Raw genomic sequence first — 22,262 nt, forward strand, 5'->3', positions numbered from 1 at the left:
ACGATATGTTATATATCGGACATCTTCATATTATTTTCATGTTTTTCAAATAAAAAGGATGCCTTTTTGTTTATTTTCACAAATTGATTCCTTGCCCAAGCACCCTGCATACGCTAATACAAAAGGGGGCGCTTTTCATATGATTATCCTTTCAGGAAAGCCAGTGACAAATGAGCAGCTGGCTTCATTTCAGCTAGAGGGACAAAAGCGGATCATTTTGATGCAGTTACAAGCCTCAAATGATACGTTCCGCTACAGGCAAGCATCTGATTTGTTATTTGAGGTCACATTGAGATCGAACATTATGAATGCTGCAAGAGATTTGCATAAAAGTGGTGCCTCATTTGCCATCTTCCAAAAATCTCGTGCAAATGATGCCTTTTGGCGTGTATCGGAAGCAGGAGCACTAGAGCTGCGCTATCAAGTGGAACCATCTAGAGGAATTAAAGACATTTTTGAAAACGGCTCACAATATGCATTTGAATGTGCCACCGCCATTGTCATCGTGTTTTATATGGGGGTCTTGCAAACGGTAGGAGACGAGAAGTTTAACCGAAGGCTTCGCAGCTTAACCCTGTATGACTGGCATTATGATACATTGTCGATTTATACAGAACGCGGGAATGACTTTATCTATGGGGATTGCTTATATTTTGAAAATCCAGAGTTTAGCTATCAGCAGTCACAGTGGCGCGGGGAAAATGTGATTTACTTAGGAGAAGATCAATATTACGGACATGGACTTGGGATTTTAACAGCGGCAGAAATTATCGACAAATTGAATAAGAGAAGGCGGCCAGGTGCTGTTCAATCTGCTTATCTATTGCCGCAGACCACCCGGATGGATGTGATTTATCTCAGGCAAATGTTTGGCAGCTAAAAAAAGCCTCTTGTCTATTGGTTATGACAAGAGGCTTTTGTATGCCTTGCGTTTACGATAATCTTGCAGCGTGCCAAGCATCGTGTTCGCAAGGATCTCCATTTTTTCTAAGTCTTTTCTTGTGACCGGCGGATCGTGCCGGCTCCATTTTACGTAACGAACAAAATAGTAATGACGAATGGGCGTAAGGACGGCAGAAGAGTACGGAAATTCATCAAACCAAAATTCAATTTGTCCTTTTTTTCGGTATGAATGCTTTAAGATGTCCATCCTTTCACATCACCCAACATGAATTTATATGTGCGTCAGTTCATGCATGATCTCCTCAACGGTTAAAATCGAGTGAATACGGCTAACGCCCTGTCCTGCCCAAAGAGCCATTTGATCAGGGTTTCCTGCAGCCGCGGCTGCTTTTCGCATCGGTGTCGTCCATACATGCTGAACCGGATAAGGAAGAACCCTATCTTCATTCTGTCTTTCTTCCTCCATCCACTGATTCACAATACCTCTTGCTCTTTTCCCAGAAAAAAGCCTCGTGATCTTTGTTTCACTGCTTTCTGCCTGTAAAATCGCCTTTTTGTATACGTCTGCCGCAGCACTTTCCTGGCTGGCTAAAAATCGTGTGCCGATTTGAACCGCATCCGCTCCAAGCGCTAGAGCGGCTTTCACACCTGCTCGTTCTGTGATCCCGCCTGCGGCGATCAATGGCACATGACAGAGCGGCTTGACGTCAGAGATCAGACTAAAGAGTCCCACCAGGGCATCTCCTTTTGCAGGTAAAAAGGTACCTCGGTGACCCCCTGCTTCACTTCCTTGCAGAACAATGGCATCCATCCCTTTTTCCTCTAAAAGCAGTGCTTCCTCTTTTGTTGTGGCGGTTCCAATTAAAAAGACCCCCTTTTGTTTTAAGCGATGAATCGTTTGTTCATTTGGACAAGCGAAGGTAAAGGAAACGACTGGTACGTCTTCTTCCTGAATAATGTTGATTTTCTGTTCAAAATCATCCCACAATTCCTCTTGGCTCGGCAGCCTATCAGCGGCTGGTCGTGCAGGCAGTCTCTTCTCCCAAAATACCACATCCTCTTTTTTGACTTCAGGAATTGGCTCTGGTACAAATACATTGACCTGAAACAGGCGAGTTGTCAGCTGTTTGACCTGTCTGATCTGCTGCCTCAAATTGTCAGGCTGCACATATCCACTTGCCAAACTGCCAAGTCCCCCGTACTGTGAAACAGCGGCTGCCAGCTGCGATGTCACGGCTCCTCCTGCCATTGGCGCTTGAATAATTCCATATTTGATTTGCAGTAATTTCGTGATATCTCCCATTTATTTCCCCCATCTCTTATTCGTTTGAAGACACCTGTATATAAAAATGGCGATGTCTCGGCCCGTCAAACTCACAGAAATAGATTCCCTGCCACGTGCCAAGTACAAGATCACCATGATTGATGAGAACATGCTGCGTAGCACCCATATAGCTCGCTTTCATATGTGCGGCTGTATTTCCTTCCATATGGCGGTCCTTCGGATGTTCCCATGGAAAGACTTCGTCAAGCCGGCGGAGCATATCTCGTTTCACATCTGGGTCCGCATTTTCATTAATGGTCATCCCTGCTGTCGTATGAGGACAGTAGACAATGACGGTTCCGTTTTGAATACCTGTTTCCTTGACATATTGATGGATCTCGTTCGTCACGTCGATCATCTCATCGCGTCTGTCTGTTTGTACATTGATTTTTTTCATATGAGCGGCTCCTTTTTGTCATTTCTATAAAACCATACCCTTTTTATGTGAAATAAATCACTGCTTATCGGCAGAAGGCATTCTCTTACCTAAAGTTTACCAACTAAAAAAACCTCGTCAAGTGTTACGAGGTTTTTAGAAAAAGTGAACCTTTTTGATTTCAATGGTCCGAATATGATGGTCTTCTGCATCTATGATGGTAAATTCACAGCCTTCTGCTTCAATCGTATCTCCAATCTCAAAATCAAATTTATGTGTCATCATCCAGCCAGCAATTGTATCAACATCATCATTCTCAATGGCTAAATCCAATAAATCATTTACTTCATCAATCAAGGCTTTCCCATCCATTACATAGTGGAAGTCACCTTTTTTGACGATATGAGGTGTTTCATCTTGATCATATTCATCCCGAATTTCGCCCACGATTTCTTCTAAAATGTCCTCTACTGTGACAAGTCCGGCTGTTCCTCCATATTCGTCTACGAGCACTGACATATGAATTCGTTCCTTTTGCATCAAAATGAGCAATTCTTGAACAGGAGTACTTTCAATCACCCGAATCACCGGACGCATTAAGTCTTCAATCGTCACATCTTGATTCAGGAAGCTCGCCTTAAACACATCTTTGCTATTGATGACACCAATCACATGATCTTTGTCTTCTTTAATAACAGGGTAGCGTGTGTATCTTTCGTTCAGCATATAATGCGTCATGTCTTCAAGCGTCTGTTCAACCTCTATGGCTGAAATTTCTGTACGAGGGATCATGATCTCTCTCGCCACTCGGTTATCAAATTCAAAAATTTTATTCACATATTTGTACTCAGATTGGTTAATTTCACCCTTCTCATAGCTTTCAGATAAAATGAGACGCAATTCTTCCTCACTGATCGCCACTTCATGTTCTTTGACAGAATGAAAACCGAATAATTTCACAATGCCTCGTGCCGCCCCATTTAATGCTTTAATAAACGGGTACATGACTTTATAGAAAAAGATGAGTGGCTTTGCTGTCACAAGGCTGACGGCCTCTGCCTTTTGAATGGCAATCGTTTTAGGCGCCAGTTCTCCCACAACGACATGTAAAAACGTAATGATCACAAATGCGATGATAAACGATAGGATGTCGGTTAATGCGGAATGAAGCCCTAATTCCTCAAACAGCGGATGCAGAAAATGCTCCACCGTCGGCTCGCCCAGCCACCCTAAGCCTAAAGCGGTGATGGTAATTCCGAGTTGACAGGCGGATAAATATTCGTCGAGATTTGATATGAGCTTTTGTACGTGGATGGCTCTCTTATCACCGCTTTCAATCAGCTGATTGATTTTAGAGCCTCTAATTTTCACAATCGCAAATTCAGTGACAACAAAAAATGCTGTCGCAGCAATGAGTAATATGACTAAAAATATGTTTAAAATATACAAAAAAACCCTTACCTAACAATGGTAAGGGCTCACCTCCTCTGGCATCAATTAATCATTACGGCCATTTAGGAAGATCATTACAAAACGGAGCAATTCAAACAAGGAAACAAGGGCCGCTGCGACGTACGTAAGAGCTGCAGCATTTAACACCTTGTTCACGCCTCTTTCTTCACTGCTTCTAATGATTCCTTCTGAAACAATGATATCTTTTGCACGAGAACTTGCATTAAACTCGACAGGCAATGTCACAAGCTGAAAAAACACAGCCGCTGAGAACAAAATGATCCCAAGCCCGATTAAGTTAAGGCTGCCGAGCAAGATTCCTCCAAGGAAAAGAAGCGGGGCAACACCAGATGCAAAGTTCACGACAGGGAAGATCTTATGTCTCAAGACAAGCGCACCATAGGATTCCTGATGCTGCAAGGCATGTCCAACCTCGTGTGATGCGACTGAAATGGCCGATATGGAATGACCGTAGTACACAGGTTCAGATAAGCGAACCACACGCTGCGTCGGGTCGTAATGATCAGTCAAAGTTCCTCTTACCGGTTCAACAGGCACGTCATATAACCCGTTGCGATCTAAAATATGTCGAGCGGTTTCCGCACCTGTTTTCATACTGGATGCTTCAACCTTTGAATACTTTTCAAAATTATTCTTTACTTTAAATTGTGCCCAAAATGACAATCCCAATGCGGCAAATGTTAAAAAATAAAAAAACAGCATGCTCATCAGCTTCCTTTTTATTTTATATATTTATTTACAATTTTAATGACTTTTATGTAACGTGTACAGAAAAAAGCACTAGGTCTTTTTAAGGGGAATAACCGCACCAATGAAAAAGAAGAACACACCTAAGCATGCTGTATAAAAGGTCACTGTTCCGTATAGGTCTTGAAAAAAGTGCAGCCATGAAAAATCACTCATAAAATGATTCACAGCATTTAAGTCAAACACGAGCAAGATCACAGCTGATGATAAAAAGTGCGCACCGATAAAAAGAAGTACGGTCTTTTGAACGAACGACATTCGCATTCCCTCCTTCTTCTCTCTTATTTTAAGATATGGGATCTGTTTCAATACATGACGAAGATGAAAAAATGTTCCTCAATCGGGCATACTGACATTAGCAGTCTCCTGAAAGGAAGAGTCCGATGAAATCAAATCGTATCTTTATCGCTTGGCTAAGGTGGCCACTCTATCTTCGAATTGCCATCATCATCTGTTTCTTGCTTCTTTTTTTTGGACAATTAATCGTTTTGCTTGAACCGAAGCAGTATCATACGATCTTTGATGGGATCTGGTGGGCGCTCATTACAGTCGCGACGGTAGGCTATGGTGATTTTGTGCCGCAAACCATGCCTGGACAAATCGCGGGTATGGCTCTGATTTTGATCGGCGCAAGCTTTGTCACAGCTTATTTCGCCACGCTTGCCGCCGCTGTGTTCAGCAAGCAGCACCATTATGTAGAAGGAAAGGTCGCCTTTAAAGGGAAAGGACATCTCATTATCGTCGGCTGGAATGAGAAAACGAACAAACTGCTTCAGTCGTTTCAAACAATTGATCCAGCTATGCCGATTGTGCTGATTGATGACTCCTTGAAGGAAGGGCCACTTTTAGAGAATGTTCATTTTATTAAAGGGCATGGCACCGAAGATGTCACACTTCGCAAAGCCAATATTACCGGTGCAGATGCACTGATGATTACCGCAGATCAGCACGAAAATGAAGTGACAGCTGATATGCAGAGTGTTTTAACATTACTTGCAGCAAAAGGATTAAACCCTTCGCTATACTGTTTAATTGAAATCTTAACAGATCGTTACGTGAAAAATGCCGAGCGTGCTGGAGCCAATCAAGTCATTCATACCTCTGATGCAGTCAATCATTTAATGGTCGAACATTTTCTTCTAAAGGAACAGTTCAAAGTGTTAAAGAAAAAAAGCCATATGACCTTGCATAAACACGTCACCATCATACCGGTTCCAGCTTCGTTAGCCGGAGAAACATTCTTAACAGTGCTCCATCACTTTTTAGAGCATCATGTGATCATTGTCGGTGTACAAAAAAAAGAAGGACCCATGATGAATCCTCCCTTTGGATATGAGCTTCATCCAGAGGATGAACTGATCAGCCTTTAAAGCAGTGCGTCTTCTAATTCCTTGACGAGTGAAAAGCCAATCTCAGTATAAGCTTTTGATACATCTCCATCTTTCTCTTTTGGTTCTTGGAATTGATTAAAGGATGCTCCCACATTTCCAACCATCGCATGATCATCTAACTTATCTTGATATACATGCTTTAAGAGAAATGGATCTCCCATTTTCACCACAACGCCTGGCTGATCCAGCTGGCCTTTTTCGGCTGTAAAAGGAACTCTGAGAAAAGTATAGCCATCACGGTTATCAATTTTATAATCAAAGTACCCGTGATCATAATCCCAGTTGCCATTAATGACATAACCGAGCGGCTTCATGGTCTCTTCTAAATGGTAAAGTGAAAAGCTTTCACCAGGCAGCCTGGATGGTACATGAATCATACGAAACCCTCCTTTTTATATAATAGGGTTCGTTAAAGAGAGGAATTCATACATTGCCCCTCGTGATTTGTACATTGTTTGTAAAAGCAGCATCAAATAAGCTTTGATTGGATAATTGATTCGTCTCGTTCACACTGCCAGCACCTTCAGTATCTTTGACAGCACTCATAGAACAAATACGTCCGACATTGCCAAAGTTGACGATTGCCTGGCCAGAAATATCGTGAATGTAAATATGATTCGTTCTCATGTTTCACTCTCCTCTACTCATTATTCTATGTACAGAGCATGAGAAAGCTTGCACAGGAACCATGAGAAAACAAAAAAGGCACACCCTTATCAAAAGGTGTGCTTTTTCATTCTTACGATTGTTTTAGACGGCTTTCAAGCTCGGCTTTTTTCTCTTCGAAGCCTGGTTTTCCTAATAAAGCAAACATATTCACTTTATAAGCTTCTACTCCAGGCTGGTCGAATGGATTGACGCCTAGTAGATATCCAGACATCGCACATGCTTTCTCAAAGAAGTAAACGAGGTATCCGAATGTATAAGCATCCATCTCAGGAATTGTGACGATAAGATTCGGTACTTTTCCATCTGTATGAGCAAGCATCGTTCCTTCAAATGCTTTTTTATTAACGAAATCAACCGTTTTTCCTGCTAGATAGTTCAAGCCATCAAGGTCTTGTTCTTCTGCTTCAATGACAAGCTCATGGCGAGGTTTGTCTACATTGACGATTGTTTCAAACAAGTCTCTTCTTCCTTCTTGAACATATTGACCAAGTGAATGAAGATCTGTTGAGAAGTTCGCAGATGAAGGATAAATTCCTTTTTCATCTTTTCCTTCACTTTCACCGAATAATTGCTTCCACCATTCTGCAAAGTATTGCAGGCCTGGCTCATAGTTAATCAGCATTTCAATCGTTCTGCCTTTATTGTAAAGGACATTACGGACGACAGCATATTGGTATGCCGCATTCTCAGAAAGCTCAGATGAAGCGAAGTCTTCGCTTGCTTTTGCCGCGCCTTCCATCATCTGATCAATGTCTGCACCGCTCACAGCGATTGGCAATAGACCAACTGCTGTTAATACAGAATAGCGTCCACCTACATCATCAGGGATGATAAATGATTCGTAGCCTTCTTCAGTTGCTAATGTTTTCAGTGCACCGCGTGCCTTGTCAGTTGTCGCATAAATACGTTTTTTCGCTTCTTCAGCACCGTATTTTTCAATGAGGAGCTTTTTAAAGATGCGGAACGCAATCGCTGGCTCTGTTGTTGTTCCAGATTTTGAAATGACGTTAATAGAGAAATCTGCATCTTCCAATAGATCCATCACATCTGTTAAATAAGAAGAACTGATGTTGTTTCCAATAAAGATGATTTGCGGCGTCTTGCGTTTGCCTTTTGGCAGCGTGTTATAGAAAGAGTGGTTCAAAAATTCAATCGCCGCACGTGCGCCGAGATAAGAGCCGCCGATTCCGACAACAAGCAAGACATCAGAGTCAGACTTAATTTTATCTGCACTTTTTTTAATGCGGGCAAATTCTTCGCGATCATATTGCTTCGGTAAGTCAACCCAGCCTAAATAATCATTGCCTGCACCCGTTTGTTCATGAATATTATGATGGGCCACCTTCACAAAATCTTTTAAATATGTAAGCTCATGTTCTTGAAAGAAAGGTAACGCTTTCGAGTAGTCAAATTGAATATGTGTCATCGCTTGTAAGCCCTCCATTACGTTAGTTCTGTCCCTTTCACTTTAGCGGAACTAGCTATTGAAATCAAGTGATCGTCACTGGCATAGCAAAAAGCCGTTTCTCTCTATGAGAAACGGCAAGCAGGATTATAAAGAAGCTTTCAAAATAGAAAGAATGTCATCACGACTAAGTTTCATAAAGTTACCAAAACCACCGTATTCCATTTCTTTCGCCGCAATGTCGGCAATTTTGTCCAGCTGATCTTCACCAATGTCATAATCCGCTAAACGACTTGGTGCACCGAGGCTTGTCCAGAAGGCTGACAGCTTGTCGATGCCTTCTAATGCGATATCACGATCTGATTTTCCTTCTGTCTCGATGTCAAACATGTTCAGCATGAGGTTTTTAAAGCGTTCCACATTGTGATCGAGTGTATGACGCATCCAATTTGGGAAGAGGATGGCAAGTCCGCCTGCATGCGGAATGTCATAGACAGCCGATACCGCATGCTCAATCGTATGGGACGCCCAGTCTCCAAAGTAGCCCATTTGCAGCGTGCCATTTAAAGCGATCGTTCCTGCATAAAGGATCGTTTCACGGTGCTCATAGTTTTGTAAGTCTTCAAGCAGTTTTGGTGCTGTCTCGATGACTGTTTGAAGAACAGCAAAACACATTCGATCCTGTAGCGGCGTGTTTTTTACATTATGGAAGTATTGCTCGAAGACGTGGCTCATCATATCGACCATGCCGTACACCGTCTGGTTTTCTGGCACAGAATATGTATGCTCAGGGTCTAGAATGGAAAAAGCAGGATGAGTGACTGAACTGCCCCACACATATTTTTCATTTGTTTCCCAGTTTGTGATGACAGAGTCTGGATTCATTTCTGAACCGGTTGCTGCAAGTGTCAGTACTGTGCCAAATGGCAATGCTTTTTGAGCGGTTGTTTTCTTAGAGATAATGTCCCACACATCTCCGTCATACTCTGCTCCGGCTGCAATCGCTTTTGTACAGTCAATCACACTGCCGCCGCCAACAGCTAATAAGAAATCAATTTTTTCATTTTGGCAGATGTCGATTCCCTTTTCCACTGTGGTAAGGCGCGGGTTTGGTTCAACACCTGACAGCTCAAATACTTCAGCTTCTGCTTCATTTAACGCGCTGATCACATTGTCATAAAGACCATTTTTCTTAATGCTGCCTCCACCATATACAAGTAACACTCGTTTTCCATAACGAGCGAGTTCGCTCTTTAGTCCTTCTAGTTGTCCTTTTCCAAACATTAATTTCGTTGGATTATAGTAAATAAAATTTTCCATCTGTTAATACATCTCCTTACAGCGTATATATCCAAAAACATGAAAGACTACTTTAACATATGTACACGTCGAACTCAAAAAAGATAACTGCTCGAAAGCAGCTATCTTTTGGTTGTTCGATTATAAAGAAGCATTCAAAATGGCTAGAACATCTTCTTTGTTTAGCTTTTTAAATTGACCAAATTCACCGCGTGCCATTGCACGGTCTGCAATTAAATCAATTTTCTCATCGTTGATATCATAGTCCGCTAAACGGCTTGGTGCACCAAGACTTGTCCAGAAAGCTGACAATTTGTCGATTCCTTCTAAGCCCACTTCTTCGTCTGTTTTGCCCGCAGGGTCCACATCGAATACACGTACCGCTAATTGTTTAAAGCGGCCTGGTTTTTCCTGAATGACATGCTTCATCCAGTTCGGGAACAAGATCGCAAGTCCGCCGGCATGAGGGATATCATAAACAGCAGATACCGCATGCTCAATGTTATGAGAAGCCCAATCACCGCGTGCCCCCATTGACAGCATACCATTGAGCGCAATGGTGCCAGTGAATAAGATGGTTTCACGCAGCTCATAGTTCTCTAGATCGTTGATCAGCTTCGGTGCTGTTTCAATGACCGTACGAAGAAGCCCTTCACACATACGGTCTTGATAAGGTGTATTTTCCGTGTGATGGAAATATTGCTCGAACACATGTGACATCATGTCAACCATGCCATAAATCGTATGGTTTTTTGGCACAGTGAATGTGTTCACTGGATCAAGAATAGAGAATTTAGGGAAGACTGCTGGACTTCCCCAGCCATATTTCTCATTTGTTTCCCAGTTTGTGATCACTGATCCAGAGTTCATTTCAGAACCTGTTGCAGCAAGTGTTAACACAGTACCGAACGGAATAGCTTCCATTGGGACATGCTTACGCGTCACGATATCCCAAGCATCTCCATCGTACTTCGCTCCAGCTGCGATCGCTTTCGTTGCATCAATGACACTGCCGCCGCCGACTGCCAAAATAAAATCAACGTTGTTCTCTTTGCAAAGCTCAACCCCTTTTCTTACTGTTGTTAAGCGCGGGTTTGGCTCAACACCAGCAAGTTCAGTGATTGCAGCTCCTGATTCTTTTAGGATGCTGACAACTTGGTCATAAAGGCCGTTTCGTTTAATACTGCCTCCACCATATACAAGTAATACGTTTTTTCCGTAGTGTTTGAGTTCATCTGAAAGGGCTGATACTTCTCCCTTTCCAAACATTAATTTCGTTGGGTTCCAATAAGTAAATCGATCCATTTGATCTCCTCCTCGCGCTACATTATGCGCCTCAATCATTCCAAAAGTAAAGTAATTTGCTTTAATCCATTTTCTTACGCATAGTTTGGCTAAAAATCTGCAAAATATAAATGTATTGATGCTGTAGCGAAAGGAGGAATCACGATGAGTGCTATTCAGCGTATTGCCCTCGTGCTCACGATTATCGGTGCTATTAACTGGGGACTAATCGGCTTTTTTCAATTTGACTTAGTAGCAGCGATCTTTGGCGGACAAGGCTCTGCATTATCACGTATTATTTATGGTCTTGTTGGAATTGCAGGTCTTGTTAACCTTGGTCTATTGTTCAAGCCAAGCGAAGAAGCTGTTCGCCGTGACGAGCCGAATCCAGAGGTTCGCTAAACAAAAAGACATAAAAAAGGCCGCCTATACGAGGCAGCCTAAGGCACCGTTTGAAGCGGTGCTTTTTTTATTTCTTGATAAGATCTTTACGGTTAGATTGCTCAATCCACTCTTCAAGTTTATCTTTAAGTGTATTGAAACCTTGTGGTGCAGCAGCTTCTTCTTTCACTTGCTGTGGTCTTTGTTTCTTTGGTTTGCTTTCTTTTCTTTCAGGTGCATCTTGTGTAGCACGGATAGAAAGGCTGATTTTACCTGCTTTTTCATCAACAGAAAGAACTTTTACTTGTACTTCGTCACCAATTGAAAGGTGCTCGTTGATGTCTTTTACAAAGCCATGTGTTACTTCAGAAATATGCACAAGTCCTTGAGTTTCTTCATCTAATGCAACAAACGCACCATACGCTTGTAATCCTGTTACTTTACCAGTGTAAACACTGCCTACTTCAAACTTTGTCGCCATGATAACAACTCCTAAATAAATGTTTTAATATTCGTTTATACGCAATTAAAAACTATATCATAGAACGGTCAGTTACGCAAAATATTTTTTAATTGGGTTTAGATCAGTTCAAAAGGGGGAATACCTGAAAACAAGAATGCTTTCTAGTATTCCCCCCTAATTTGAGAGGCATGAGTCCTAATGGATTGATGCCTTTTTTTATTTTAGATGACAGGTGCTTCTTCTTTCACTTGTCGTTCCTGCAAAAAGCGCTGGATTCTTGAAAGTGATTCCTGAAGATGGTCAAGAGACGAAGCATATGAACAGCGAATATGACCTTCACCACTCGGCCCGAAGACATTACCAGGGACAACGGCTACTTTTTCACTCAGGAGCAGCTCCTCGGCAAATTGTTCTGACGTCATGCCCGTCGTTTTAATGGACGGGAAAGCGTAAAATGCGCCGTTTGGCTGGTGGCATGCAAGCCCCAGTTCATTCAAGGAGCCGACAAACAAATTACGGCGCCTTCTGTAGCTTTTCTTCATTTTCTCTACATCTTCAAGCCCATTTTTCAAAGCTTCTTCTGCTGCATATTGTGCCATAGCGGGCGCACACATCATAGAATATTGGTGTATTTTCAGCATAGCATCGCGCAGTACAGGTGGTGCTGCCACATATCCTAAGCGCCAGCCTGTCATGGCAAACCCTTTTGAAAAGCCTGAAATCAGGATCGTTCTTTCCTTCATATCTTGAATTGCCGCCACGCTTGTAAAAGCTTCATCGTACGTCAGCTCTGCGTAAATCTCATCCGTGATAATGAGAAGGTCATGCTCTTTTGCAAATTGAGCAATATCTTCAAGCTCTTCCTTTGAATAGACAGAGCCAGTTGGATTTGATGGTGAGCAGAGAAGGATCGCTTTTGTCTTAGGCGTCAGCTTCGTGCGTAGATCCGCCGAGTCTGCTTTGAAATCTTTTTCAGCCGAGGTACTTAAATAAACAGGTACTCCGCCTGCAAGTGTCGTAAGGGCCCCATATGCTACGAAACAAGGCTCTGGAATGATCACTTCATCCCCGCTGTTTAAAATCGCACGAAAGGCCAAATCAAGTGCCTGGCTTCCGCCAACTGTGATAATAAGTTCTTCTTCAGGACTGTAGTCAATGTGAAACCGCTTATATAAATAGTGGCTCAGTTCTTTTCGCAAAGATAACAACCCTGCGTTCGCCGTATAAGAGGTAAGCCCTTGTTCTAATGACATAATACTTGCTTCTCTGACATTCCAAGCTGTCACGAAATCTGGCTCGCCGACACCGAGGGAAATGACCCCTTCCATTGTGGCTGCCAAATCAAAGAATTTCCGAATACCTGACGGCTGAATGCTTTGTACCGTTTCAGATAAATAAGACTTTTTCATTTAAGGAGACACCACGATTCTTTTGTCATCGTCTCCTGTTTCAAACACTTTCCCATCATGTTTATATCTCTTTAAAATAAAGTGGGTAGTTGTTGAAACAACGGAATCAAGTGTCGATAATTTTTCAGACACGAAGCGAGCAATATCAGACATAGATCTTCCGCGGATCACAACAGATAGATCATAAACACCTGACATGAGATAGACAGACTCCACTTCCTGAAAGCGATAAATACGTTCAGCAATTTCATCAAATCCGACGCCTCTTTTTGGTGTCACTTTGACATCAATCATTGCTGTGACGCCTTCGTGACCATCTACTTTACGCCAGTCAATCATGGTTGAATAATCAATAATGACTTTTTGATCTTCAAGTTTTTGAATAATCGCTTCTGCTTCTTCTGTTGTCACGCCTGCCATTTTTGCAATTGTATTTAAATCGGCACGGCTGTTTTCATCTAAAATCTCTAATATTTCAGTTTCTTTTTCTGTTAGTTTCATTTGATTTCACACCTCAGATTGTAAAAGCTAGTTTTAAAAAATCTTCTGAACATTATAGCACGTTTTTCCCATTATGCTAAGCAGGGAAAAGATGCTAACCATAGCTTAAAATCCACTTTTTAGGGTACAATACAGTCACCTAACAGAGAGAGTATCAAGTATCGGAGTGATGAGTGTGGACTTTGTTCAGCCAGCTTATATGAAAAGTAAATTCGGTTTAGATATCTATTATGAGCACTATCCAAATAAGGGGAAGAAAACATTGATCTTAATTCACGGACTCTTCTCTTCTACCTTCAGCTATCGAAAGCTCATCCCGCTTCTGAAACAAGACTTCAATTTAATTGCAATCGATCTGCCGCCATTTGGACAGTCCGAGAAGTCGAATACGTTTATTTACAGCTATCGCAACATGGGAAAGATCATTATTGAGCTAGCTGGTTACTTGCAGATTCAGCATGCGATCCTAGTGGGTCATTCGATGGGCGGCCAAATTGCTTTATACGCTGCATCTGAACGGCCAGACCTATTTGAAAAGGCGGTACTTTTGTGCAGCTCAGGGTATTTAAATAAATCAAAGAGATCGCTTGTTTACAGCACATATATTCCTTATTTTTATCTCTATCTCAAAAGAAAGCTCTTGAAGCAAGGCATAATGAAAAATTTAACCGCTGTTGTACATGATCATTCCATCATTGATCAAGAGATGGTGGACGGATATTTAAAGCCTTTTTCTGATGATCAAATTTTCCGAGGAATTTTCCGCTTGATTCGGCACCGGGAAGGCGATTTGACCTCGGATGTCCTAAAGAAAATGGAGACACCAGTGCTGCTCATTTGGGGTGAGGAAGATCGGATCGTTCCCATTCAAATAGGAGAAAGACTGCACAAGGATCTGCCAAACTCGACCTTGCATGCATTAAAAAAAACCGGGCACCTCGTTCCTGAGGAAAATCCGGTCTTTGTGTCTGATCAAATCGGACATTTCAGCCTGTCTTAGCGTGTGCAGGAGCTGCTGTCTCGTATGACGAAAAGCTGATTCGCTATATGTTGACAGTTTTCGAAAGGCAGGAGCTGCTCAAATGAGTGATGATAAATGGCTTGAATGTCTTTTGCTAAAGATAAAGAGTCTTCTGCGTCGTATAATGCACTGATGACGTCAGCAGGCTCCGTTTCATAAAAGTCCTCTCCATATTGAAAAGGGTCCCATGCCTTAATAAGTTGAATCATCTCTTCTACAGCTTGACTATCTTTCATCGGTATCACCGCTTATAATAAATTTTGTGATGTTTATTTTAGCACAACCAACAATGGTTGAAAAACGGCTAGAGGTGGGTTTCATGAATTTCGACGAACAGATCATACGTAAAGGTTCAAAATCAGTGAAATGGGACCAAGCAGAGTCTTTGTTCCTGACAACAGATGCACTGCCGATGTGGGTGGCAGATATGGATTTTAAAGCGCCGCAGGTCGTCCTTGATGCATTGAAAGAGCGATTGGATCATGGCGTATTTGGCTATGCCTTTCAAGACCAGGATACGCAGCAGGCAGTAGCCGAATGGCTCAAAAGAAGACACGGGTGGTCGATTCAGACAGAAGCCGTCACCTTCACACCAGGGATTGTCACGGCACTTAGTTTTGCTGTCCAAGCCTTTACAGCACCGAATGACGAAGTGGTCATACAGTCACCAGTGTATACGCCTTTTTATCAAATGATTGAGCGAAATGGACGTACAGTCTCAACCAACCCTTTAAAAATAGAAAACAACCGCTATCTTATGGATTTTGATGATTTAGAGAAAAAACTGAGCAGACCAGAAGCGAAGCTCATGTTCCTTTGTCATCCGCATAATCCGTCCGGAAGAGCGTGGTCAAAAGAGGAATTAAAACGAGTAGGAGACTTATGTGTCAAGCATGGTGTCACAGTCGTTTCAGATGAGATTCATTCTGATTTGATGCTATACGGAAAGCCGCATGTGCCATTTGCTAGTCTTTCTGACGACGTAGCACATATCACAGTGACGTGTATTGCACCAAGTAAAACATTTAATTTAGCTGGCCTCCAAGCATCTGCCATTATCATTTCCGATGAAGAAAAAAGAACCCTTTTCACCAATGAATTGCAAAGAAACGGACTAGCCAAACTGAATGCATTTGCGATTCCTGCGATGGAAGCAGCATACCGCCACGGGGATGAGTGGCTCGATGCACTTGTTCTTTATCTCGAAAACAATATAAAAATGGCGATGGACTATATTGACGAACACCTTCCAAATATGCGTTATATGAAACCAGATGCTTCTTATTTATTGTGGCTGGACATTCGGGATTATCAATTCAGTCAAGCGGAATTGAAACGGAATCTGCTGAAAAAGGGCAAAGTGATCCTAGAGCTTGGTCACGTGTACGGACACGAAGGAGACGGCTTTATTCGGATGAATCTAGGCTGTCCTGCTTCAACAGTCATAGAAGGATTGAAACGCCTTCATCAAGCGTTCACGCGATCATCTGAATAAGCCCTATACAATCGAAAGAACATCCTAACGGGTGTTCTTTTTAAAGAAAAAAACCCTCCTTTTATCATATCTACTTTGTACATGAGATGATATAATGAGAGGAATTACAATTATTTACGAGGAGAGCATTTAAATGGAAATGTTCAAGGATTTTCTGCTCCATGTATCTTTTATTCTATTTCCAATCTTTTTATATCATGCGCTATGGCTAAGCCGGACCCCTGCTCATTTCCCAAAAACGAATAAACTGCTCATCACAGTATTCGCATTCATCTCTTCAGCACTATGTATTATATATCCAGTTGGTTCGATTTTAGATTTGCAGACTGGGCTTCAATCCATCCCTCTTGTACTTGCCATTTTATACGGAGGGTACACTGCTGGGATCATCGCCATCTTGATAAGTTCCATGGTCAAATTCGTGATGTATGGCTCCTTCTTATGGGTTGGACTCATTGTTGTTCCGATTTACTTTTTCATCCCATTTCTGTTCTACCGTAAATGGCGTCAATATTCGAAGCTGAAAAAGCTGATGTATGGAGTGCTTATCGGTTTATCCAAAGGATTCTTTATTTACATTGGACTGTTTGCGGTCAGCTTAATGGAATACAGCCCAGCCTTTATTATGCAGCAAAAGTTACTTGAGTTATTTTTCTCAACCCTTTACTACATATTCTTTCTTGTGCTAAGTATCTATTCCATTGAATTCGTCAAAGAAAATGCGCAAATGAGAACACAGCTCGTCCAGTCAGAAAAACTGACCATTGTAAGTGAACTCGCTGCAAGCGTTGCCCATGAAGTACGCAATCCGCTGACAGTGGTGAGAGGCTTTATTCAATTGCTCTTTTCTAGTGACAATACAAAAGAGCCGTCAACCAATAAAGATTATAAAAATCTCGTTCTGTCCGAGTTAGACCGGGCGCAGGATATTATCACGAGTTATCTTGACATTGCGAAACAAAACTATTATCAAATTGAATCTCTCAATCTATCTAAGTTACTAGAGGAATGTGCATCACTGATGACATCCTATGCCAATTTCAAATCAGTCACGATTCATCAATCCATTGAACCAGACTTATACATTCAAGGTGATGAAACGAAGATCAAGCAAGTCATGATTAATTTAATCAAAAATGCGATTGAAGCAGCCCCAGAACACGAAGGGGAAATTGAACTTTTTGCTTCAAAAGAAAATCATAAAATATGCCTTTGTTTCGTGGATAACGGTGTAGGAATGACAGAAAGCCAAATGAAAAAGCTTGGCGAACCATATTACACCCTGAAAAATAAAGGGACTGGACTTGGGCTGACAGTGACATTTTCTATCATTGAAAATCACCATGGAACCATTCGTTTCAAAAGCTCGCTGCAGTCTGGTACAACCGTCACCGTGAAGTTTCCTGAAGATACAAGAAGAAAATGATCAATCCATTTTTTTTGTCCTTTTTTCATCTATCCGCTCCTGCTTCTTAGACGCACGAACGATCAGACGAAAGCAAATAAAAGCAGCAATGAAGAAAATCACCGTGGTGATTGCCGCTGGGATGTACTCCCTTTTATCTTCAGGAAAATACAGTAGAAAGAGTGCGATGAACGACAGCATTCGCCATTCCCCCTTTTGCTCGTTTACTTCACTATATTGGCTAAAAGAAATGAAATACCTTCCTGCGAGAAGGAAATGGAGGAATTTCACATGACAGACATTCAAATTGGACAAGTTGTGAAAGGATTTTACAAAACAGGTGTTTACGTTGGGGAAGTGACAGCAGTGAAACCATCGACCTATCTCGTTCAAGTAAAAGCCGTTCTGACACATCCCACTCAAGGCGACCTGCATCACCCAAAAGAAGCAGACGTGCCTTTTTTCCAAGAGAGACGGGCTTTGGCCTATCGTGAACAGACGAATATCCCTCATCATATGGTGAAGCCTTATGATGGCGGTATACCAGATTATCAAGTATCACTAAAAGAAGCTGTAGATAAATTAAAACAAACGCTCCATGCGGATGATTCCAAATGGGCTGAAAAATCAAGAGCGTGCCTATCTTCTCTCGAAAAAGATTATTTTCCAGAAGACGCCCGCTAATCAGCCGAATCAAAAAAGTGTGAGAAATCGATCAGCTCACCAATTTTGGTTGTTTGCGGATTTTCCACATAAGCTCTGTCTTTTTCAAAAAGGGTTAGCAGCTGATAAGTCGTCATAGCATCATCAAGTGCTTTATGATGCTTACCAGCTCCTTCACTGCCGTATTCCTTTGCCGCTTTGCGAAGCCCTGTCAGTGTACGATCACCAAAAAAGGTTTTATACTCAAAGGCAAGGTCCCTCAGCTTCCCCTTAAAAGGAAAGGCAATGTGATTCAGCATACAGTTTTGCTTCAGCACCTTCATGTCCATATTGCCCCATGTAATAATCTCACAATCCTCTCCCCCATCAAGCGACACGAGCTTCTCGATAAACGCCTCAAAGGAAATTCCGCTCTCTACATCCTGCTGCGTAATGCCGAGGAACGATTTACAGCGCTTCGTCAGCTTCGGGAACTTTTTCGGTTTGACGTAGCTAGAGAACGTGTCTATAATCGTTTCACTTGCCGCTTTCACTACCCCAGCTTCAATAATTTCAGGAAAAAAATTTTGTGGATGATACTTTCCATCAGGCATCGTAAATTCAAAATCGACCACAAGCACCGCCTTCTGTTCCACCAGTCTCACCTCACTTTCTCGTCAGTTTTTCATCCTGATATCATTATATTAAGACGGACCTTGAAATCACTTCATTTTCTTGAAAATAATGCAGATTCACTATGCCCAACCTATCATCAGATGAAAGATCGTTTATTTTCCTTTATAATTATTAAGGAACACGAAATAAATAAAGAAGGTGGTCTCTATCACAAACAGGAAGAAAAACTTGTACATCATGTGGTTTGTGAACTTTTTTGTATCTGCCAGCATTACAATGATCGTCCCTTTTTTATCACTTTACATAGAATCTCTTGATAGCAGCTATTCAAATGAATTTGTCCAAAGGTGGAGCGGCTATGTCTTTGGGGTCACGTTTTTAACGGCCTTTCTGATTTCTCCGATTTGGGGACGGATTGGTGACCGTCATGGCTATAAAAAGATTTTGCTCATTAACGGAATTGGGATTGCAACAAGTATTCTATTAATGGGGCTTGTGCAAACCGTTTATCAGCTATTCGCACTGCGGCTCTTCATGGGGCTTGTCACAGGCTTTATCTCGACTTCAATGGCACTGATCTCTGCACAGACGGAAAAGGCAACTGCAGGTAAAACCCTTGGAACGATGCAGATGAGTAATGTCGCCGGGGGGTTGTTTGGTCCATTAATGGGCGGCTTCATGGCAGACAGCGTCGGATTTATTTATACGTTTTTCCTCACAGCGACTGTCATTTATGTGTCAGCTATTGTGATTATTTTCGGAGTGAAAGAACAGCCCATCCGTTCAAAAGAAGCAAAGCGCGTTTCTTACTCACGGAAGGATGTACTCGTTCATATTTTCAAACAGCCTTTGCTTGTGGTCACGATGCTTTTAACGTTTATTACACAAGTAGGGAACTTTAGCATTCAGCCACTTTTGGCTTTATACATTCATGATTTACACGGTCCTGTTAATCTCGCATTTTATGCGGGTCTTGCGTTCTCTGCAACTGGACTTGGCAATCTGCTCTTTACACGAAAATGGGGAGATCTCGGAGATCGAATTGGTCACGACAAGGTGCTGCTTGCCCTTCTCATCCTCTCCTCTATTTTATTCATCCCGCAAGCGATGGCGGATTCCTATGTGATGTTAGTACTTTTCCGTTTTCTATATGGGATGGCACTTGGCGGGATTATTCCGTGTACGACGGCGTATATTCGGATCAAAGCACCTGCCTCTATGCAAGGGGAAGTGCTCGGGTACAATGTCAGCTTCCGCTTTCTTGGGAATGTCGTCGGTCCGGTGATTGGCGGCATTGTGGCGAGTCATTACGGGATTCCAGCTGTCTTTTATGTCACCGCCGGAATTTTTCTGTTTGGCGCGTTATTTTTATGGGCGGTCCGCTCGCATGCGAAGACAAAAGAAAGGAGTGTCTGATCCAGCATCAGGTACTCTTTTTTCTTGTGTAGAAGCCTTATTCACTAGACTTCACGCCCATTCTTTTCTAAAAATAACCTTCTCGTATTCGCAAAAGAATGGTACGATATGGCTAGAAAATTGAAGAAAGTGAGTGACCTCATGTTTCGTGCAATCATTGGTTGGTTATTACTTGCTGCCCTCATTCCATTATTTGTTCTGACTTTTTATCTATCAAAGGAAGAAGCTGCAAGTGTCAAGCCTGTTAACGAAGTGCTTGATCAAAAAATCAAGCTGGAAAAGATAGATTTTTCCCAAAACAGTTATATGTATGATCGGGATGGTTCTCTCATCTCCGAGATCGTATCAAACGATGAAAACCGAGTGTTCGTGACGTATGATAAAATTCCTGATTCTGTGAAGGAGCTGTTCCTCCGCTCAGAGGACCGGAACTTTTATGACCATAAAGGCATTGACTTTATGGGGGTTGTTCGTGCCCTTGCCTCAAATGTCAAAAACCATGGCATCAGCCAAGGAGCGAGTACGATCACACAGCAATTATCCCGTAACTTATATTTAAGCCATGAACGTTCGTTCACCCGAAAGTTTACAGAGCTTCTCTATTCCTATGAATTAGAGCGAAAATTCTCGAAAGATGAAATTCTCGAAAGCTATTTAAATACGATTTATTTCAGTAATGGTGTTTACGGTGTCGGTTCTGCGGCTAATTACTATTTTGATAAGCCGCTTAGTTCTTTAACGCTTGCACAGATGGCATTTATCTCTGCGATTCCAAACAACCCAACACTGTATGACCCATTGAAACAATTCAAGCACACGAAGAAACGCCAAGAACGACTGCTTGGTATTTTAGAGAAAGACGGTGTCATCACCAAAAAGCAATACAAAAAAGCCGTCAAAGAAAAAATCAGCCTGTCCTTAAGTGAAAAGAAAAACCTTTACCCTGACTATGTGACATATACCAATGAGGAATTCACCGATCTTGTGTCAGATCAGGAAGGCTTTACAAACCGCTTGAAGAAAGCCAAAACAGATGGAGCAAAAAAAGCCATTCAAAAAGAATTATCTGAAAAAGTTAGTGCCCTGCTTCAGGATGGTGTCAAAATTTATACGGCACTTGATCCTTCCTTACAGCAACGAGCCGTCTATCAGCTCAATGCGCAACTCCCTTACCAAGGTGTAGAAGGCGGATCAGCGGTCATTAATCATGAAACGCATCAAATTGTCGCACTTGCTGGCGGAAAAAACTATAAGAAGTTTGATTTCAACTACGCCTATCAAGCGCAAAGACAGCCTGGTTCTGCAATTAAGCCGCTTTTAGACTATGGTCCTTACATCGACCAAACCGGTGCAACAGCTTCAAGCAAAATCAGTGCCGGCAAGTTTTGCAGCAGCGGATACTGTCCGCAGAACTATAATCATAAAACGTATGGAACTGTCACACTTGAAACAGCCTTTAAGAACTCTTACAATACACCTGCGATCCGAATGCTGGATACAGTCGGTGTCAAAAAAGGCTTCAGCTATTTAGAGAAATTCTCATTCGAACATATCGTAGCGGATGATTATCGCCTTCCTTCTGCACTTGGCGGATTTACGAAGGGCTTCTCGCCGCTAGAAATAACAGATGCGTATACCGTCTTTGGCAATCAAGGCAGTTACACACAAAGTCATTCGATCACAAAGGTAACAGACTTAAACGGTAAGACCCTTTACAAGTGGAAAGAGTCACCGAAGCAAGTGTATTCTCAGCGTACAAATGACACAATGCGTAAACTGCTTGCCTCCGTTGTAAAAAGCGGAACAGGGAAAAAAGCGAATTTCAGTTCCCCTTACATTGGTGGTAAAACAGGGACATCCAATGACTACAAAGACATTTGGTTTGTTGGACTGACAGATCAATATACAATGGGTGTATGGGTTGGAAGAGATAGAGGAACGGTTGAATCGATTTACAGCTCCAGCCCGCACTTACGTATTTGGAAAAATACGATGCAATACGCCAGATAAACAGGAGGTTTG

26 protein-coding genes are annotated in these 22,262 nt (G+C 42.1%); 9 read left to right on the top strand and 17 right to left on the bottom strand.

Translation table 11 applies throughout. The annotated features are described in order from the left end of the window. Window positions 1-139 precede the first annotated feature (139 nt). Window positions 140-880, top strand: a complete 741-nt coding sequence (locus tag GKC25_RS13960; RefSeq protein ID WP_034659769.1) for a protein-glutamine gamma-glutamyltransferase — start codon at window positions 140-142, stop codon at window positions 878-880. 21 nt (window positions 881-901) lie between these two features. Here GKC25_RS13960 and GKC25_RS13965 read toward each other — a convergent pair whose 3' ends face one another. From GKC25_RS13965 to GKC25_RS13990, 6 genes are all read right to left on the bottom strand, one after another. Beyond that, complete coding sequence (locus GKC25_RS13965) at window positions 902-1,150, bottom strand: hypothetical protein (RefSeq protein WP_095285850.1); 249 nt, start codon at window positions 1,148-1,150, stop codon at window positions 902-904. Window positions 1,151-1,174: 24 nt separating this feature from the next. Next, complete coding sequence (locus GKC25_RS13970; protein ID WP_034659772.1) at window positions 1,175-2,206, bottom strand: nitronate monooxygenase; 1,032 nt, start codon at window positions 2,204-2,206, stop codon at window positions 1,175-1,177. 16 nt (window positions 2,207-2,222) lie between these two features. Beyond that, window positions 2,223-2,624, bottom strand: a complete 402-nt coding sequence (locus GKC25_RS13975) for a secondary thiamine-phosphate synthase enzyme YjbQ (RefSeq protein WP_106030421.1) — start codon at window positions 2,622-2,624, stop codon at window positions 2,223-2,225. Between the two features lie 135 nt (window positions 2,625-2,759). Further along, a complete protein-coding gene (locus tag GKC25_RS13980; protein ID WP_106043646.1) occupies window positions 2,760-4,052 on the bottom strand; it encodes a hemolysin family protein in 1,293 nt (430 codons plus the stop codon). A gap of 48 nt (window positions 4,053-4,100) precedes the next feature. Then, the gene (locus GKC25_RS13985) at window positions 4,101-4,775 is read right to left on the bottom strand and encodes a zinc metallopeptidase (protein WP_041816317.1); all 675 of its coding nucleotides are present in this window, start codon (window positions 4,773-4,775) and stop codon (window positions 4,101-4,103) included. An 81-nt stretch (window positions 4,776-4,856) separates the two neighbouring features. Continuing rightward, the gene (locus GKC25_RS13990) at window positions 4,857-5,081 is read right to left on the bottom strand and encodes a hypothetical protein (RefSeq protein WP_060597199.1); all 225 of its coding nucleotides are present in this window, start codon (window positions 5,079-5,081) and stop codon (window positions 4,857-4,859) included. A gap of 125 nt (window positions 5,082-5,206) precedes the next feature. Here GKC25_RS13990 and GKC25_RS13995 point away from each other — a divergent pair, with 125 nt between their 5' ends. After that, the gene (locus GKC25_RS13995; protein WP_187704115.1) at window positions 5,207-6,193 is read left to right on the top strand and encodes a potassium channel family protein; all 987 of its coding nucleotides are present in this window, start codon (window positions 5,207-5,209) and stop codon (window positions 6,191-6,193) included. Here GKC25_RS13995 and GKC25_RS14000 read toward each other — a convergent pair. From GKC25_RS14000 to GKC25_RS14020, 5 genes are all read right to left on the bottom strand, one after another. Further along, window positions 6,190-6,591 (bottom strand): YugN-like family protein, encoded by a 402-nt coding sequence (locus tag GKC25_RS14000; protein ID WP_034659780.1) that lies wholly within the window; start codon window positions 6,589-6,591, stop codon window positions 6,190-6,192. The genes GKC25_RS13995 and GKC25_RS14000 overlap by 4 nt on opposite strands. Window positions 6,592-6,637: 46 nt before the next feature. Beyond that, on the bottom strand, window positions 6,638-6,841 hold the full coding sequence (locus tag GKC25_RS14005; RefSeq protein WP_223256470.1) for a hypothetical protein: 204 nt from the start codon (window positions 6,839-6,841) through the stop codon (window positions 6,638-6,640). A 112-nt stretch (window positions 6,842-6,953) separates the two neighbouring features. Then, entirely contained in the window at window positions 6,954-8,309 is a 1,356-nt protein-coding gene (locus tag GKC25_RS14010) for a glucose-6-phosphate isomerase (RefSeq protein WP_034659781.1), read from the bottom strand. Window positions 8,310-8,435: 126 nt separating this feature from the next. Further along, a complete protein-coding gene (locus GKC25_RS14015) occupies window positions 8,436-9,608 on the bottom strand; it encodes an iron-containing alcohol dehydrogenase (protein ID WP_187704116.1) in 1,173 nt (390 codons plus the stop codon). 120 nt (window positions 9,609-9,728) lie between these two features. Further along, window positions 9,729-10,892, bottom strand: a complete 1,164-nt coding sequence (locus GKC25_RS14020) for an iron-containing alcohol dehydrogenase (protein WP_106030422.1) — start codon at window positions 10,890-10,892, stop codon at window positions 9,729-9,731. A 144-nt stretch (window positions 10,893-11,036) separates the two neighbouring features. On the opposite strand from GKC25_RS14020, the gene GKC25_RS14025 reads away from it, so the two are divergent. Further along, on the top strand, window positions 11,037-11,273 hold the full coding sequence (locus tag GKC25_RS14025) for a DUF378 domain-containing protein (protein WP_003212952.1): 237 nt from the start codon (window positions 11,037-11,039) through the stop codon (window positions 11,271-11,273). Window positions 11,274-11,340: 67 nt separating this feature from the next. Here the strand turns inward: GKC25_RS14025 and yugI are convergent, their stop codons facing one another. The 3 genes from yugI to GKC25_RS14040 form a co-directional block, all read right to left on the bottom strand. Next, window positions 11,341-11,733 carry a S1 domain-containing post-transcriptional regulator GSP13 gene (yugI, locus tag GKC25_RS14030; protein WP_034659784.1) on the bottom strand — a complete coding sequence of 131 codons (393 nt, stop codon included), beginning with the start codon at window positions 11,731-11,733 and terminating at the stop codon, window positions 11,341-11,343. 203 nt (window positions 11,734-11,936) lie between these two features. Further along, complete coding sequence (locus GKC25_RS14035; protein WP_095285847.1) at window positions 11,937-13,124, bottom strand: aminotransferase; 1,188 nt, start codon at window positions 13,122-13,124, stop codon at window positions 11,937-11,939. Further along, complete coding sequence (locus GKC25_RS14040) at window positions 13,125-13,625, bottom strand: Lrp/AsnC family transcriptional regulator (RefSeq protein ID WP_003213765.1); 501 nt, start codon at window positions 13,623-13,625, stop codon at window positions 13,125-13,127. 175 nt (window positions 13,626-13,800) lie between these two features. Between GKC25_RS14040 and GKC25_RS14045 the strand changes: the two genes are divergently transcribed. Next, entirely contained in the window at window positions 13,801-14,625 is an 825-nt protein-coding gene (locus GKC25_RS14045) for an alpha/beta fold hydrolase (protein ID WP_034659788.1), read from the top strand. On the opposite strand, the gene GKC25_RS14050 is transcribed toward GKC25_RS14045, so the two are convergent. Beyond that, on the bottom strand, window positions 14,622-14,882 hold the full coding sequence (locus GKC25_RS14050; RefSeq protein WP_095285846.1) for a YugE family protein: 261 nt from the start codon (window positions 14,880-14,882) through the stop codon (window positions 14,622-14,624). The two genes, GKC25_RS14045 and GKC25_RS14050, sit on opposite strands and share 4 nt — an antisense overlap. An 83-nt stretch (window positions 14,883-14,965) precedes the next feature. Here GKC25_RS14050 and GKC25_RS14055 point away from each other — a divergent pair, with 83 nt between their 5' ends. Together GKC25_RS14055 and GKC25_RS14060 are read left to right on the top strand one after the other, a co-directional pair. After that, window positions 14,966-16,141, top strand: coding sequence for a MalY/PatB family protein (locus GKC25_RS14055; RefSeq protein WP_187704117.1), 1,176 nt, complete (start codon window positions 14,966-14,968; stop codon window positions 16,139-16,141). A gap of 133 nt (window positions 16,142-16,274) precedes the next feature. Then, a complete protein-coding gene (locus tag GKC25_RS14060; protein ID WP_187704118.1) occupies window positions 16,275-17,567 on the top strand; it encodes a sensor histidine kinase in 1,293 nt (430 codons plus the stop codon). Here GKC25_RS14060 and GKC25_RS14065 read toward each other — a convergent pair whose 3' ends face one another. After that, the gene (locus tag GKC25_RS14065; protein ID WP_034659795.1) at window positions 17,568-17,747 is read right to left on the bottom strand and encodes a hypothetical protein; all 180 of its coding nucleotides are present in this window, start codon (window positions 17,745-17,747) and stop codon (window positions 17,568-17,570) included. Between the two features lie 90 nt (window positions 17,748-17,837). On the opposite strand from GKC25_RS14065, the gene GKC25_RS14070 reads away from it, so the two are divergent. Further along, the gene (locus GKC25_RS14070) at window positions 17,838-18,230 is read left to right on the top strand and encodes a kinase-associated lipoprotein B (RefSeq protein WP_034659797.1); all 393 of its coding nucleotides are present in this window, start codon (window positions 17,838-17,840) and stop codon (window positions 18,228-18,230) included. On the opposite strand, the gene kapD is transcribed toward GKC25_RS14070, so the two are convergent. Then, the gene (gene kapD, locus GKC25_RS14075) at window positions 18,227-18,844 is read right to left on the bottom strand and encodes a 3'-5' exonuclease KapD (RefSeq protein WP_095285843.1); all 618 of its coding nucleotides are present in this window, start codon (window positions 18,842-18,844) and stop codon (window positions 18,227-18,229) included. The two genes, GKC25_RS14070 and kapD, sit on opposite strands and share 4 nt — an antisense overlap. Before the next feature lie 217 nt (window positions 18,845-19,061). On the opposite strand from kapD, the gene GKC25_RS14080 reads away from it, so the two are divergent. After that, complete coding sequence (locus GKC25_RS14080) at window positions 19,062-20,240, top strand: MFS transporter (protein WP_249114944.1); 1,179 nt, start codon at window positions 19,062-19,064, stop codon at window positions 20,238-20,240. 108 nt (window positions 20,241-20,348) lie between these two features. Then, window positions 20,349-22,250, top strand: coding sequence for a transglycosylase domain-containing protein (locus GKC25_RS14085; protein ID WP_187704119.1), 1,902 nt, complete (start codon window positions 20,349-20,351; stop codon window positions 22,248-22,250). The last annotated feature ends 12 nt before the right edge of the window (window positions 22,251-22,262 follow it).

The organism is Bacillus pumilus, from assembly GCF_038738535.1.
GTDB lineage: Bacteria > Bacillota > Bacilli > Bacillales > Bacillaceae > Bacillus.

What these genes read in the sequence shown, in the direction of transcription:
- yugI (WP_034659784.1), bottom strand. Translation starts at nt 11,733, where the DNA reads ATGGCGACAAAGTTTGAAGTAGGCAGTGTTTACACTGGTAAAGTAACA.
- GKC25_RS13990 (WP_060597199.1), bottom strand. Translation starts at nt 5,081, where the DNA reads ATGTCGTTCGTTCAAAAGACCGTACTTCTTTTTATCGGTGCGCACTTT.
- GKC25_RS14020 (WP_106030422.1), bottom strand. Translation starts at nt 10,892, where the DNA reads ATGGATCGATTTACTTATTGGAACCCAACGAAATTAATGTTTGGAAAG.
- GKC25_RS14060 (WP_187704118.1), top strand. Translation starts at nt 16,275, where the DNA reads ATGGAAATGTTCAAGGATTTTCTGCTCCATGTATCTTTTATTCTATTT.
- GKC25_RS14025 (WP_003212952.1), top strand. Translation starts at nt 11,037, where the DNA reads ATGAGTGCTATTCAGCGTATTGCCCTCGTGCTCACGATTATCGGTGCT.
- GKC25_RS14015 (WP_187704116.1), bottom strand. Translation starts at nt 9,608, where the DNA reads ATGGAAAATTTTATTTACTATAATCCAACGAAATTAATGTTTGGAAAA.
- GKC25_RS13970 (WP_034659772.1), bottom strand. Translation starts at nt 2,206, where the DNA reads ATGGGAGATATCACGAAATTACTGCAAATCAAATATGGAATTATTCAA.
- GKC25_RS14085 (WP_187704119.1), top strand. Translation starts at nt 20,349, where the DNA reads ATGGCTAGAAAATTGAAGAAAGTGAGTGACCTCATGTTTCGTGCAATC.
- GKC25_RS14005 (WP_223256470.1), bottom strand. Translation starts at nt 6,841, where the DNA reads ATGAGAACGAATCATATTTACATTCACGATATTTCTGGCCAGGCAATC.
- GKC25_RS14055 (WP_187704117.1), top strand. Translation starts at nt 14,966, where the DNA reads ATGAATTTCGACGAACAGATCATACGTAAAGGTTCAAAATCAGTGAAA.
- GKC25_RS13960 (WP_034659769.1), top strand. Translation starts at nt 140, where the DNA reads ATGATTATCCTTTCAGGAAAGCCAGTGACAAATGAGCAGCTGGCTTCA.
- GKC25_RS14000 (WP_034659780.1), bottom strand. Translation starts at nt 6,591, where the DNA reads ATGATTCATGTACCATCCAGGCTGCCTGGTGAAAGCTTTTCACTTTAC.
- GKC25_RS14070 (WP_034659797.1), top strand. Translation starts at nt 17,838, where the DNA reads ATGACAGACATTCAAATTGGACAAGTTGTGAAAGGATTTTACAAAACA.
- GKC25_RS14035 (WP_095285847.1), bottom strand. Translation starts at nt 13,124, where the DNA reads ATGAAAAAGTCTTATTTATCTGAAACGGTACAAAGCATTCAGCCGTCA.
- GKC25_RS13995 (WP_187704115.1), top strand. Translation starts at nt 5,207, where the DNA reads ATGAAATCAAATCGTATCTTTATCGCTTGGCTAAGGTGGCCACTCTAT.
- GKC25_RS13975 (WP_106030421.1), bottom strand. Translation starts at nt 2,624, where the DNA reads ATGAAAAAAATCAATGTACAAACAGACAGACGCGATGAGATGATCGAC.
- GKC25_RS14065 (WP_034659795.1), bottom strand. Translation starts at nt 17,747, where the DNA reads ATGCTGTCGTTCATCGCACTCTTTCTACTGTATTTTCCTGAAGATAAA.
- GKC25_RS14080 (WP_249114944.1), top strand. Translation starts at nt 19,062, where the DNA reads ATGTGGTTTGTGAACTTTTTTGTATCTGCCAGCATTACAATGATCGTC.
- GKC25_RS14050 (WP_095285846.1), bottom strand. Translation starts at nt 14,882, where the DNA reads ATGAAAGATAGTCAAGCTGTAGAAGAGATGATTCAACTTATTAAGGCA.
- GKC25_RS14040 (WP_003213765.1), bottom strand. Translation starts at nt 13,625, where the DNA reads ATGAAACTAACAGAAAAAGAAACTGAAATATTAGAGATTTTAGATGAA.
- GKC25_RS14010 (WP_034659781.1), bottom strand. Translation starts at nt 8,309, where the DNA reads ATGACACATATTCAATTTGACTACTCGAAAGCGTTACCTTTCTTTCAA.
- GKC25_RS13965 (WP_095285850.1), bottom strand. Translation starts at nt 1,150, where the DNA reads ATGGACATCTTAAAGCATTCATACCGAAAAAAAGGACAAATTGAATTT.